The organism is Clostridioides mangenotii TR, assembly GCF_000498755.1.
GTDB lineage: Bacteria > Bacillota > Clostridia > Peptostreptococcales > Peptostreptococcaceae > Metaclostridioides > Metaclostridioides mangenotii_A.
Map to the genome: position 1 here is coordinate 72,236 of NZ_AXUS01000007.1, position 14,573 is coordinate 86,808.

The following is a 14,573-nucleotide window of genomic DNA, read 5'->3' on the forward strand; positions in this document are numbered from 1 at the left end:
CTTTACAGCTTCATTTGCTGTTAGTCAGTTTTAGAGACACCCCCTATAGTTTTATTTGCTTATCGACTTATTCATCTTTAGATATTCATTTATAAATAAATCTATCTCCCCATCCATAACTGCGTCTACATTTCCAGACTCTGCATTTGTTCTAGAGTCTTTGACCAATTTGTACGGTTGGAATACATAAGATCTAATTTGACTTCCCCAGGTGATTTGCGAGTACTTGCCTTGGAGATCTTCAATTTTTTCTTTATGTTCAGATTCCTTCAACTCTATAAGCTTTGCCATAAGCATCCTCATAGCTCTCTCTCTGTTTAAATGTTGAGATCTCTCATTTTGACACTGTACTACAATTCCAGTAGGAATGTGTGTGATTCTTACCGCGGAGTCAGTAGTATTTACATGCTGCCCGCCAGCGCCTGATGCTCTATACGTATCTATTTTAAGGTCTGATGGATTTATATCCACTTCTATACTGTCATCTAACTCTGGTACTACATCTACAGATGCAAAAGATGTCTGTCTTTTTCCTGATGAATTGTATGGAGATATTCTTACAAGGCGATGTACTCCTTTTTCTCCTTTAAGATATCCATAGGCATTACTTCCCTCCACAGATATTGTAGCTGTCTTAATTCCAGCTTCAGGATCAGATATTATGTCTAAAAGCTTAACTTTAAAAGCTCTATCCTCAGCCCATCTTATATACATTCTAAGAAGCATCTGAGTCCAATCCTGAGCATCGAGCCCACCTGTACCTGCATTTAGTGAAAGTATTGCGTTGCCTCCATCGTATTCACCATCTAAAAGAGTCTTTATTTTGAAATCATCTAGTTCTTTTTCAATAGTATTTATAGAATCTTTGACTTCCTCGTAAACTAAGTCATCATTTTCTTCTACAGCAAGCTCAATAAGTATCTCTATATCATCTATAGATTCCTTCATCCCTTCATAGTTACCTATACTCTCTTTTAGATATTTTACTTCTTTTAAAACTTTTTGGGCATGATCATTGTCATTCCAAAAATCTTGTTTATTTATCTGTTTCTCATAGTTAATGAGCTTAGATTTTAGGACATCTAAGTCAAAGAGAAACCCTCAATTCTTCTAAATTTGTCTGCATATTTTCTATGCTATGTCTAACTTCCTGTGTATTTAACATTTAACCCTCCACTTACATTCTAGAGTTTACTTTCCACAACAGTTTTTATATTTTTTGCCACTACCACATGGGCATGTGTCATTTCTTCCTACTTTATCACCTTTTACAACTGTGTGAGTTTCTTCGTCGTCGTCTGATGTACTAGCTGTTAAATTTTCTACATCGACTACTTGTTTTCTTTCAACTGGTTCTTCAACAGTTATATTGAAAAGATATCTAACTGTATCTTCTTTGATATTCTTATTCATCTCTTCAAACATATCGAAACCTTCCATCTTATATGCAACAACTGGGTCCTGTTGACCTATTGCGCGAAGTCCGATACCTTGACGTAATTGATCCATAGCATCTATATGATCTATCCAGTGATTATCAACTGCTTGAAGTAGTATAACTCTCTCTACTTCTCTCATTCTCTCGCTTCCAATTTGATCTTCTTTTAATGTATATATTTTTTCTGCTATCTCATTTACTTTTTCTATAAGCTCGACAGAGTTTAATTTATTCATTTCAGGAATCTCTAAGCTACCTTTTGGCATAAATAAGCCATATATATGATCTTTAAATGCTTCTTCTTCAAACCCTTGCTCTGTTGTATAAGTATTCACAGATTCCTCTATTACAGAGTGTACCATACTGTATATTTGATCTTGTAGATTTTCACCTTCAAGTACTCTACTTCTTTCTGCATACATTACTTCTCTTTGCTTATTCATAACATCATCGTATTGAAGTACGTGCTTTCTTATTCCAAAGTTTTTACCTTCTACTTTCTTTTGTGCACCTTCTATAGATTTCGTAAGTATTTTATGCTCTATTGGCATGTCTTCTTCTAGACCTATTTTATCTACTATTCCAGATATTCTATCGCTGCCAAACAGTCTCATAAGATCGTCTTCTAGACCAATATAGAATCTCGAGCTACCTGGGTCACCTTGACGACCAGCACGCCCTCTTAACTGATTATCTATCCTTCTAGATTCATGCCTTTCAGTACCTATTATAGCAAGACCGCCAGCTTCTATAACTTTTTGTTGCTCTTCTTCTGTTTGTTTTCTAAACTGCTCAAATAGTCTTTCATATTCTTTTCTAGCTTCAAATAGTTCTTCATTTCCCTCCAAATCTAAACCATCGATCGGAGTATCTACTATACTTATAGTTTCGTCATCGAAACCTGCTCTCTTCATTTCTTTTTTAGTAAGTACCTCAGGGTTACCTCCTAAAACTATATCAGTACCACGACCAGCCATATTTGTAGCTATTGTAACTGAACCTAATCTACCTGCTTGAGCTATTATCTCAGCCTCTTTATCGTGGTGCTTAGCGTTTAAAACTTCATGTTTTACGCCTTTTTTCTTAAGTATATGAGAAAGAAGCTCTGATTTTTCTATAGAAACCGTACCAACTAGAACTGGTTGTTTCTTTTCATGTCTTTCTATTATATCTAGAGAAACTGCATTAAATTTACCCATTTCACTTTTGTATACAGCATCTGCTAAATCTTCTCTTATCATCGCCATATTTGTAGGTACTTGGAAAACATCCATTTTGTATATTGCCTTAAACTCTTCTTCCTCTGTCTTAGCAGTACCAGTCATACCTGCAAGTTTGTTGTACATTCTAAAGTAATTTTGGAATGTAATTGTAGCTAAAGTCTTAGACTCTCTTTGTATTTGTAGTCCTTCCTTAGCTTCTATCGCTTGGTGAAGACCTTCTGAATATCTTCTACCAAACATAAGTCTACCAGTAAACTCATCGACAATTACAATCTCGCCGTCTTTATCTACATAGTCTACATCTCGCTTCATAATAGTGTGCGCTTTTAAGGCTTGATTTATATGGTGGTAAAGCTCTGTATGTGATATTTCAGTTATATTATCAACATTGAAGTAAACTTCTGCTTTGTGAATTCCAGATTCAGTTAGAGAAACAGCTTTGTCTTTCTCTTCTTTTGCATAGTCATCACTTTTTAATGTTAAAACAAAAGTATTCGCATCTGAATATAGGTGTGTTGATTTGTCTCCAGGTCCAGAAATTATAAGCGGAGTTCTAGCCTCATCTATAAGTATAGAGTCAACCTCATCCACGATTGCATAGTTAAGCCCTCTTTGAACTCTCTCTTCTTTATGAATTACCATGTTATCTTTTAAATAGTCAAAACCGTACTCATTGTTTGTACCGTAAGTTATATCGCAATTGTACTGAGCTCTTCTAACTGTCGTGTCTTGTCCATGCACTATAACCCCAACAGTCATACCCAAGAATTCATATACCTTAGCCATTTGATCCCTATCACGCTTTGCCAGGTAGTCATTCACTGTTACGACATGAACTCCTTCTCCTGAAAGCGCATTCAAATAAACCGGTGCAGTTGCAACTAAAGTCTTACCTTCACCCGTCTTCATCTCTGCTATTCTTCCTTGGTGAAGAACTATTCCTCCTACTAACTGTACCCTGTAGTGTCTAAGCCCAAGTACTCTTTTAGAAGCCTCTCTAACAACTGCAAAAGCCTCTGGTAATATAGAATCTATACTTTCGCCATTTGCCAATCTTTCTTTAAATTCATTAGTCATATTTTTTAATTCTTTATCATCCATAGCCTCAAACTTAGGTTCAAGTGATTCTATTATATCCACTGTCTTATTAAATTTTTTAAGTTCCTTTTTATCGGCCATATTAAACAAACTATCTATAAAATTCATTATCTATCTCCTCGTTCCTGTATATATTTAAACTAATCTACATTTTAATACAGAACTTGTAACCGAATTTCAAAACATTCATATCTCAAAGTTACAAGCAATATCAAAACAGTTATCCACAAATTATAAAACAATTATACTAGAGTTAAGTTGATTTTTCCAGTAAGAAACCCTAATATGTAATATTATTTAAAAAGACAGCTCAAAAAAAGCTGCCTAGTATTTATTATAGCATTATTTGGGGCTATTAATAGCTCCTTTTTTGTTTTTTTACTATCTGAGTAAAAAAGTTTACTTTTTATCTGTAAAAGGGAAATAATGCCATATCCAATAAGGTATAAATTTATCCAAAATTCTATGTAGAGATATGTCCAAAACTAACCCGCTAAATACGTTAAATGGTGAATTAGATGAAAATATGAAAGTTTTTACACCAAAAAAGGTTGTCTCTATAATTTGAGACAACCTTTAAATAAAATTTTTATATCCAATTTGGGCTTACCCCAAAGCACAACTTAACAAAATTTGCTAATATTTGGACGAGCGACAATCAAAATTATACCGAATAATTTTGCCCTGAAGCGAACTCATATATTAGCCGCTTTTGTGGCAACTTCGTTTTAATAAGACTTAGTCATGTTCAATGATTCCATATCCACCGTTATTACGCTTATAAACAACCGCGATCTCATCAGTATCAGTATTTCTAAACATATAGAAATCATGTCCAACCAAATCCATTTGAAGAACTGCTTCCTCCTCAGTCATAGGTTTTAGACTAAACTTCTTACGTCTTTCGATAACTAATACTTCGTTTAAGTCAGCGTCATCCTCAACGTTATCTTCTGTTACATCTAAGAATCTAATACTCTTATTATCTTGTTTTTTATCTTGTAATCTCTTTTTATACTTTCGAATTTGATTTTTAAGCTTATCATAAACCAAATCTATAGCAGAATATAAATCTTCTTGTGTATCCTCTGCCCTTATAACTGGTCCATTTATTGTGCGAATTGTAACCTCTATAGTTTGTCTATCTTTTCTAGCACTTACAGTTACTTTCACATCTGTGTTAGAATCAATGTAATTGTCTAACTTTTCTAATTTACTTTCAATCTTTTCTTTAATTGCGTCAGTTAATTCTATTTGTCTCCCAGATATTATTATATTCATAAAAACATCCCCTTTCATTTATGACAGTATATAAATAATTCTATTCGTATATAAATTCTATACAAAATAGATAGATACCTTTATTTTTACAAATTAATATAATTATTTTAATTTACAGATATCTTTATGTAATTAAAAGTGTATAAGTCTGTATATAATGTGGACTATATTCCACATCAACCTGTGGACAATGTGGATTAAATTGTGAATAAGTTCAAATCTGTTAGTAAATAGCTTTTTTATAATCATAATATATCCACAAAGAAAGTCATTATTTGTTATTAATTTGTGTATTAATTAAAAATAAGTAAGTTTTGATATAAATATATATATATTTGAACTTTGCTGTTCTATCATGTTCGTTAAATATCATTTAATTAATTTCTCATATTATATTTATACCCGCTTTCTCTATCTATACACATAAATTAATTTAATTGTGAAATTTTACTATTATTTATATAAAAATAAGAAGGGGATATTTCAAAACATAAAATAAATTTATCTTATATCTTAAAATATCCCCTTCTTGAATAATATCTAGTTGACCTGGTCTTTGACCCCACACTCGCCTACTGGAGGGTTCGCTTGGGTTCGCCGCACTACTACACTCTCTCGATTTTATTATCGGTAGGACTTACTTCTAAGCCGCACCATGCTCATTAGCAACATTTTTATCGCTAACTTACGTGGATCCTTTTGCCTGCGACTGGCTTGGACTTGCAACCACAAACCTAAATATTACTTGTTTAGTTTAATATCAAAATCCTTTTTTGTCAACATGTAGTTATAATGTATATAGAGTTTAACAAAATGGATTTCTTGCTTCTTATAGCTCATCATCTTTTACATACTTCTCGCTACTTTTCGTAAGAAGAGTTATTACATATACTTTTCCCACTCCTGCAAGTTTAAGTACTTTTGATATCTCATTTACTGTCGACCCTGTTGTATATACATCATCTAAGAGCAGTACAATTTTATCCTCTACATCTTCAATATCTATCTCTTCATTTATTTGAAATGCATTTTTTAACTCTTTACTTCTTTCGTCTCTTTTTAGCTTGTACAGCATTTCTGTGTGTTTATGCCTTATTACCAAATCGATCAACGGCACATCTATTAATTTTACTAAGTATTTTGCAATTTTTTCCGCTTGATTGAATCCTCTTTTTTTAAGTCTTTTTTTATGAAGAGGTACATAGGTTAAATAATCAAATTTGATATTCTCTATATCTAACTTCTCCTTCATAATTTGAGCTATATATTTGCACATGTACGTTTTTGAGCTATACTTAAGCCCTAATATCAATCTCTTACTTATATCATTGTACTCAATGCAAGATATAGCTCTTTCAAAGTAAAATGTATTACTGTGGCAAAAATTACATTCATCTATAAACTCCTTTTCTAGCGAATAGTTTATTTTGAATTTTCCACATTTCCCACAACCATTTAATATAAAGTTTAATTCATCGAAACACAATTTACACATTGAATAAGAATTTGACTTTTTTATCGGTCTGTTGCACAAAATACAATTTATATTTTGAGGATATAAAATTTCTAAGAACTCTTCGTAAATATTGTAAAGTTTGTCTCTATAACTATCGCTATTAGCACCTTTATTGCTACCCTTGCTATTAGCGTTATTATACATACTAGATCTAATAACTTTACTAATCTTCATCCTTAGCCAATCAACAACCCTTCTTTTTTAAATTTATTTAGTTTATAACCAAGATTTGAGTATCTCTCATTGACCCTGTTATTTCTGATCATATGCTCTAAGTATTTGACTTCTCCTACTAAAATTACTAATTTTTTTGCCCTTGTTACCGCTGTGTATAGTAGGTTTCTGCTAAGCAACATTGGAGGTGCCCAAGTTACTGGTATAACTACTACTGGGAATTCACTCCCTTGGCTTTTGTGTATTGTAGTGCAAAAACTGTGCTCTAATTCATCTAATTCATCATATGTGTACTCAACTATTCGCTCTTGATCAAATAGTGCATACAAAATCTTTTTTTGTTTGTCTATATGGTATACATAGCCTATATCGCCATTGTATACTCCTTCCCCACTATCGCTTTGATCTTCATTTTCCCATTTTTTAGTGTAGTTGTTCTTAATCTGCATAATTTTATCACCAACTCTAAAAAGTCGCTTTGAAAAAGATTCTTCTATTTTATACTTTTCTTTTGTATTTAGGTACTTTTGAAGTAATATATTTAAGTTGGTAACTCCCAAGTCACCTTTTCTCATAGGAGATAGAACTTGTATATCTTTGAGCTTGTCCACCCCATAAAACTTTGGAAGTCTCTCGTTTATAAGTCCTATGATTTCACCTACAATGTCCTCAGGCGTTTCTTTTTTTATAAAGAAGAAATCTTTTCCCTTTGAATTTAAAAATAGCGGCTGTCCGTTATTAATTCTATGGGCATTTACAACTATCATACTCTCCTGAGCTTGCCTGAAAATTTCAGTAAGTCTTACTACATTTATTACCTCTGAATCAATCATATCTTTTAATACATTACCTGCGCCAACTGAAGGAAGTTGATCACTGTCTCCAACTAAAATTACTCTGGTTCCAACATTTATTGCCTTAAGCAAATTATACATAAGAATTATATCTACCATAGATACCTCATCTACAATTACTACATCTGCCTTTATTGGATCGTCTTCATTTTTAAAAAACATTAGATCATCATCCGTAGAAAACCCCATCTCAAGAAGCCTATGGATAGTCTTAGCTTCTTTATTTGATGTTTCACTCATTCTCTTTGCTGCTCTTCCGGTAGGAGCTGTTAAAACTACTTCTTTCTTATTCTTCTCAAATACCTTAATAATAGAATTAATAGTTGTAGTTTTACCTGTACCTGGACCTCCTGTTATGATTACCAGACCATTGTCTATACACTCTTTTACTGCAGCTATTTGATTATTTGCAAGCTCTATTTCTTCTTCATCTTCTACTTCTCTAATTTGTTCATCGATATCTACATTTAAATCGTCAAACTTATGCTCCGATAGTTTTACAATTTGAGAACACACTCCATTTTCAGATAGATAGTATGACATTAAATACACTAGTTCTCGTCCTTCTATTTTCTCTATGTGAATTTTCTTGCTGTACACAAGCTCATAAACACATTCTTCGATTATTTTGACATCTATCTCAAGCAACTTTATCGCATCTTGTATAAGTGTATTTTTAGGTAAATAAGTATGACCGTTGTTTAAAGATAGATTCAAGGTATATATGATCCCTTGAGCTACTCTATTTTTAGAATCCTTCTCTATTCCAATTTTATCAGCAATATTATCGGCGATTTTAAACCCTATACCTCTTATATCTTCTGCAAGTTGATATGGATTGTTGTTAATCACTTCAATCGATTTTTCTTTATATCTTTTAAATATTTTTAAGCAGTAACTAGGAGTAATTCCATAAGGAGATAACTCTATAATTACATTTCTAAGTTCTCTATCCTCTTCATAACTCTTTACAATTTGCTTTACTTTTTTACTTCCTATACCTTCAACTTCTTGAAGTCTTTCAGGCTCATTTTGAATTATATTTAATGTATCTACTCCAAACTTATCTATTATCCTCTTCGCCATCTTTTGTCCGATTCCATTTATCATGCCAGAAGACAGATAGACATGAATCCCCTCTAGTGAAGACGGCGTAATAGGCATAAAAGCATTTACCTCAAATTGCGACCCATAAACCTTATGGTTAACCCACTTACCTGAAACTTCTACGCTTTCTCCAACTGCTAAGGTCGGCATACAACCTACAATTACAACATCATCTTTTTCATTTGATAAATGTGCTATAGTATATCCGTTATCATCATTTTTAAATACTATATCACTGACCATTCCCTCTAATCTTTCCATATATATTCTCCTAAAACGAATAGTATTTCTATACTCGACTTTGATTCCAATTATTATTCATTTTAGCAGAAAAAAATTAAAAAGGCTATTGCTAGAAATTTTAGTAACTTTTTTGATTAGATTGGTAATTATTCAACATGTGTTATACTCTTAATTTAAAATATATGTGAAATTTACTAAACTTTTAGAGGATATGGAGTACGATAAGTTATACTTATTCTAAATCAAGACAGTATTTGAGATCCATTTTTTTCTATAGGTGTTAATACACATACTATGATTAATATATAAAGCGCTATTTATTTAGGCAAAAAATAAGCATTGATACTCGTATCAATGCTTATTTTCTATTTATGTTCTCTTTATATACTTTTTCTATATTCACTTGTATCTTTCCATCTTTCCAATGATTCCAACATAAATGCCCGTATATCAATGTCGTAAATATCTTTTAAAGTCTCCCCATCTAAAACACTCTTTGGCTTTCCATAGGATATAAGTTCTCCATTGTGCATTATTGCTACATTATCGCCGAAATACTGGACTAAATTCAGATCGTGAAGCACTCCTATAACAGTTTTATTGTTATCCTTTGCCCACTGAGTCAGATAGTTAAGTAGCTCAATTTGATGTTTTAAATCCAGATGGTTTGTCGGTTCATCCAGCAAAATAATATCCGGATTCTGAGCTAATGTTCTAGCTAAAAATACTCTCTGAAGCTGACCACCAGATAATTCATCTATCATCTTGTTCTTCATATTATACAAACCGACTCTATTTAACACATCTGATATTACCGACTTGTCCTCTTTAGTCAGACTTTTAAGTATTCCCGTAGAATGTGCATATCTTCCTAATGAAACTGCATCGTATACACTGTATGGAAAATAAATCTGTGACATTTGACCCATTAATGCAATTTTTTTAGCTAATTCTTTTCTAGATAATGTTGAAACCTCTTTTAAATCTAACTTTATACTTCCTCTGTAATCTATAACATTTCCTATTGCTTTTAATAGTGTACTCTTTCCACTTCCATTAGGCCCAACTATACATAAGTTGTCACCCTTATTTACTTTTATATTAATGTTTTTTACTATATCTACTCCGTCATATCCACAGTAAAGATCGTTTATTTCTAACAAATTATCACCTATCTCTTTTTAAAATATACCCATGCAAAGAAAGGAGCTCCTATTATTGCGGTTATTGCTCCAACTGGAAGTTCTGATGGAGATACAATAGTTCTCGCGATAAGATCAGTTACTACCATTAAACTTCCCCCAACGATAAAAGACATGGGTATAACATATCTGTGGCTTGATCCGACTATTTTTCGCGCCACATGCGGTGCTATCAAATCGACAAACCCAATTGTACCACTAAGTGATACTGCCCCACCCGTAAGTATAGAAGAAAATATAAAGAGCTTCTTTTTTACACTTTGAGTATCCACTCCGACCGATTTTGCCTGTTCTTCTCCAAATGTCAGTATATCCATTTCTTTTGTATATCTTAGTACCCCAAGTGTTCCTATTATAAAGAATGGAAGAATAAGCCTTACATAAAGCCATCCTTTCATAGCAAAACTTCCCATTTGCCAAAGTGATACAGCTTTTAACTCATTTGAAAAAAGTGCAGTTAATGTTGTAAGTAAAGCATTTACAAATAATGAAAAAACCATCCCGCAAAGTATTATCGTATTGTTAGACATAGTTTTGTCTATTTTATTTGAAAAAACTATCACCGAATATACGGTAATAAGGCCGAATATAAATCCAACAATCGGTAGAGTAAATCCACTTATTATAGGGATAGACAGTCCAGTTATTATAACAATTCCCGCTCCTAAAGATGCCCCTGATGATACACCTAATGTATACGGCGAAGCTAGTTGATTTTTTAGTATAGATTGAACTACCGCTCCGCTTATTGATAAGCAACCCCCGACTATAAAAGCAAGTAATACCCTAGGAAGCCTTAATTTCCACACTATAGAAATATTTTTAGCATCTATATGATTCTGAACTGGTAAGTTAAATATTTTATCTATAATTATCACAGTGGTGTCGTATATACTAATGTTGGAACTCCCTAAAGAAGTTCCAACACAAATTATAAAAAATGCAAACGCAATACTAACTAAAATCTTATTTCTATTTGTCATACTTATCTGGATATACAGCTTTTGCCATTTGCTTTAATGCAAGTATTATATGATTTGATGGGCGTGAAGATGAATCTGTATCAATTTGATGAATATCATTATTTTTAACTGCTGTGATATTTTCAAATCCTTCTCTATTTTTTAATTCATCAACAGGATTGTCTGTATAGTTTACGTTTGTAAGTATTACATCAGGATTTTTATTTATAACTGCTTCTCCACTTGGAGATATCCAGCTTTTTTCGTCTGCAAAAACATTTTTAGCCCCAATTATATTAATCATTTCATTCAAGAAAGTTTCATCTCCAAAAGAGTATATACTAGGAGCAGGTGATAACTCAAAATAAACCGATTTTTTATCTTTTATCGTAGCTCCTACCTTAGATATTTCGGCTACTTCTGACTTCATATCTTTTACTAGTTTATCGCCCTTATCTTTCACATTTAAAGTATTTGATATGAACTCAATATCTTTGTATATGCCATCAATACTATCGCTACTAGGTATATAAACCACTGGAATTCCAGATTCACTAACTAATTTAAACGGATCTTCTCCAGTTCCAGTTTTATTGTGACCAGAAGCTATAATTAAATCTGGCTCTAATCCTATGATTGCTTCAGCATCAGGGTTAGAAAAATCAATCTTAGTTATATCTTTACTAACGCCCTTTATTGGCCCCGAGAAGCTGTCTACTGCAACCAACTTATCTGCAAGTCCTAAATCAGCTATAATCTCGGTATTTGATGGAGCTGTTGATATTATTTTTTCTATCTTATTTGGTACTTCAACTTTATTCCCCGATCTATCTGTTATTTCTCTTTCTGTATTTTGACTACATCCGACTAATGCTATCATTAGCACTGTCATTATAATTGCTATCAATCTCTTTTTCATATTATTTTCTCCTTAATTTTTTGTATTAATAAACTCTGCTTGCAAATTCAGTTTCCTCAAGACCTTTTTCTTTGTTTAGTTTTAATGCCAAAACAAAAAAATATCCCGAGTATAAATTTACAAAATCAAATAAAATATCTTCTACATCATTTCCCTGCTGTTTGTATCTGCTCAAAAGTCTAACTAAAGACTTGCATTTACTTCTTATGACATGACAATACGAAGCTTGTGTACACCCTTGTGGTAAAACAAACTTAGTAAAAGTATCTTTTATTTCTTCTTGAATATTTGACACTTTTATTTCAAGCCAAGACAGCTCTTCCTCTGTAACAGCAACTTTAGTTCTCAGAGATGGATTGATATGATACATTATTTCATTGATTTTGCTTAAATCTTCTCCTAGATCTTCATTATCTACCATTGATCTAAGTAACCCAATCATGCTTGATATTTCGTCTGTTAAAATTTCAAAATCACATCTTAGGTCTGAAGATTCATCATACAAAAAAGGATATGCTAAATATTTATTCATTTGTTTCCTCCTAACATAGTATTGTTAGGTAAAATGCTTAAATTTAAGACTAAAATTATCTTATTTAAGTCTAACATCCTACCCTCAGAAGATATTAGCTATATATTGGGCAGTTCTCCCGGCTTAACTTCATCCTCGATCTTACCTTCCCGAATTTGATCAGTGGTATTTTAAGATCTCGTCCATATCACGGTTACTGGGTTAGCTTGGAATTTCAATCCAATTCCCTATTAAGTCATCTTGACACCAAATATATTTTTAACTCTATTCCAATTAAAATATACCCTATTTTTAGATTTTAATCAATAAAAAAAGAGATAGTCTCTATTTTTTTGAGTCTATCTCTTTTTACTTTATTGTCTATTAAATTAATTCTTAAAGCGCTTCTTTTCTAAGTAACTCTGCTTTATCTGTTCTCTCCCATGGTACATCTATATCCGTTCTACCAAAGTGTCCATACGCAGCTACTTGTCTATATATTGGTTTTTTAAGATCTAGGTCCCTTATTATCGCACCCGGTCTTAAATCGAAATGCTTTTCTACTAATTCCACTAATTTTGCTTCTGCTACTTTTCCTGTTCCAAAAGTATCTATAAATATTGATAATGGTCTTGCTACACCAATCGCATAAGCAAGCTCTATTTCACATTTATCCGCAAGTCCAGCAGCAACTATATTTTTAGCTACATATCTAGCTGCATAAGCTGCTGATCTATCGACTTTTGTAGGATCTTTACCTGAGAATGCTCCCCCGCCGTGTCTTGAGTATCCTCCGTAAGTATCTATGATGATCTTTCTTCCTGTAAGACCTGTGTCTCCTTGAGGTCCACCTATAACGAATCTTCCAGTTGGATTGATGTATATTTTAGTTTCATCGTCAAGTAATTCTGCTGGTATAACAGCCTTTATTACATGTTCAATTAGATCTTTTCTTATAGTCTCTGTTTCTACAGTTTCACAGTGTTGTGCTGATATAAGTATAGTGTGAACTCTAACAGCTTTGTCTCCCTCGTACTCTACTGTAACTTGTGTTTTTCCATCCGGTCTTAAATAATCTAAAGTTCTATCTTTTCTAACTTCTGTAAGTCTTCTAGATAATTTGTGAGCTAGTGATATAGGTAAAGGCATTAGTTCAGGAGTTTCATTGCAAGCAAATCCAAACATTATCCCTTGATCACCTGCTCCTACCTTTTCTATTTCTTCATTTGTCAACTCACCGGATTTACTTTCAAGACCCTCGTCAACGCCCATTGCTATATCCACTGATTGCTCATCTATAGATGTAATTACCGCACATGTATCGCAATCAAATCCGTATTTAGCTCTTGTATACCCTATATCTTGAACCGTTTTTCTAACTAATTTTGGGATATCAACATAAGCCGATGTGCTTATCTCTCCCGCTACTAAAACTAACCCTGTTGTAACTGTAGTTTCACAAGCTACTCTTGAATTAACATCTTTTCTTAATAATTCATCAAGAATCGCATCTGATATCTGATCACAGATTTTATCTGGATGCCCTTCAGTTACAGACTCTGATGTAAATAAATGTCTCGCCATTTTCTAATCCTCCTATTTTACTATTTATTTTATCCATTTTACCTTATTCAAATGAACTATTTCTCACAAATGACAATCAAAAAACCTCTTCTATATTCCACAGAAGAGGTTAATTAACGTAATAATGCATTAACTAACTGACCTCATCTCTCAAGACAATTGTCTTGTAGGAATTAGCACCTTCTCCCATATGGGTGGTTGCTGGGCTTCAAAGGGCCTATCCCTCAGCCGCTCTTGATAAGGTAATCAAGAATTTAATTTTTTATACAATATAATACTACTATTTTTGCTTTAAACTGTCAATATTTATGGGGATATAATGTGCAAATTCTTTAGTAATTTTTTATAAATCGGTCTCTTTTATTATTTGAAAAGTATTAAAATCTTATTCGTTATACAGCACAGTTAATAAAAAATTATAGTTTATATGTATTATTTATAAAAGTAGTCGAATAAGATTT

10 protein-coding genes and 2 riboswitches are annotated in these 14,573 nt (G+C 32.6%); all 10 genes read right to left on the reverse strand.

Going from position 1 to position 14,573, the window contains the following annotated elements:
- Positions 1 to 51: 51 nt before the first annotated feature.
- Positions 52 to 1,165, reverse strand: a protein-coding gene (gene prfB / locus T473_RS0105105) for a peptide chain release factor 2 (RefSeq protein WP_152522267.1) whose coding sequence is annotated in 2 segments (ribosomal slippage) — positions 52 to 1,089 and positions 1,091 to 1,165 — 1,113 coding nt in all. Because the reading frame shifts where the segments join, the coding sequence is not laid out codon by codon here.
- A gap of 26 nt (positions 1,166 to 1,191) precedes the next feature.
- A complete protein-coding gene (secA, locus tag T473_RS0105110; protein WP_024620940.1) occupies positions 1,192 to 3,867 on the reverse strand; it encodes a preprotein translocase subunit SecA in 2,676 nt (891 codons plus the stop codon).
- 630 nt (positions 3,868 to 4,497) lie between these two features.
- Positions 4,498 to 5,040, reverse strand: coding sequence for a ribosome hibernation-promoting factor, HPF/YfiA family (hpf, locus tag T473_RS0105115; protein WP_024620941.1), 543 nt, complete (start codon positions 5,038 to 5,040; stop codon positions 4,498 to 4,500).
- Between the two features lie 829 nt (positions 5,041 to 5,869).
- Positions 5,870 to 6,730 carry a ComF family protein gene (locus tag T473_RS0105120; protein WP_024620942.1) on the reverse strand — a complete coding sequence of 287 codons (861 nt, stop codon included), beginning with the start codon at positions 6,728 to 6,730 and terminating at the stop codon, positions 5,870 to 5,872.
- Between the two features lie 2 nt (positions 6,731 to 6,732).
- The gene (recD2, locus tag T473_RS0105125; protein WP_024620943.1) at positions 6,733 to 8,952 is read right to left on the reverse strand and encodes an SF1B family DNA helicase RecD2; all 2,220 of its coding nucleotides are present in this window, start codon (positions 8,950 to 8,952) and stop codon (positions 6,733 to 6,735) included.
- Between the two features lie 362 nt (positions 8,953 to 9,314).
- The gene (locus T473_RS0105130) at positions 9,315 to 10,097 is read right to left on the reverse strand and encodes an ABC transporter ATP-binding protein (protein WP_024620944.1); all 783 of its coding nucleotides are present in this window, start codon (positions 10,095 to 10,097) and stop codon (positions 9,315 to 9,317) included.
- 8 nt (positions 10,098 to 10,105) lie between these two features.
- Entirely contained in the window at positions 10,106 to 11,119 is a 1,014-nt protein-coding gene (locus T473_RS0105135; RefSeq protein ID WP_024620945.1) for a FecCD family ABC transporter permease, read from the reverse strand.
- Positions 11,109 to 12,017, reverse strand: a complete 909-nt coding sequence (locus tag T473_RS0105140; RefSeq protein ID WP_024620946.1) for an ABC transporter substrate-binding protein — start codon at positions 12,015 to 12,017, stop codon at positions 11,109 to 11,111. Before T473_RS0105140 ends, T473_RS0105135 begins: the two co-directional genes overlap by 11 nt.
- A gap of 25 nt (positions 12,018 to 12,042) precedes the next feature.
- Entirely contained in the window at positions 12,043 to 12,549 is a 507-nt protein-coding gene (locus T473_RS0105145) for an ATP:cob(I)alamin adenosyltransferase (protein WP_024620947.1), read from the reverse strand.
- A gap of 91 nt (positions 12,550 to 12,640) precedes the next feature.
- A riboswitch (cobalamin riboswitch) is annotated at positions 12,641 to 12,815 on the reverse strand.
- A 109-nt stretch (positions 12,816 to 12,924) separates the two neighbouring features.
- Complete coding sequence (metK, locus tag T473_RS0105150) at positions 12,925 to 14,112, reverse strand: methionine adenosyltransferase (protein ID WP_024620948.1); 1,188 nt, start codon at positions 14,110 to 14,112, stop codon at positions 12,925 to 12,927.
- A 140-nt stretch (positions 14,113 to 14,252) separates the two neighbouring features.
- Positions 14,253 to 14,356, reverse strand: a riboswitch (SAM riboswitch).
- Positions 14,357 to 14,573 lie beyond the last annotated feature (217 nt).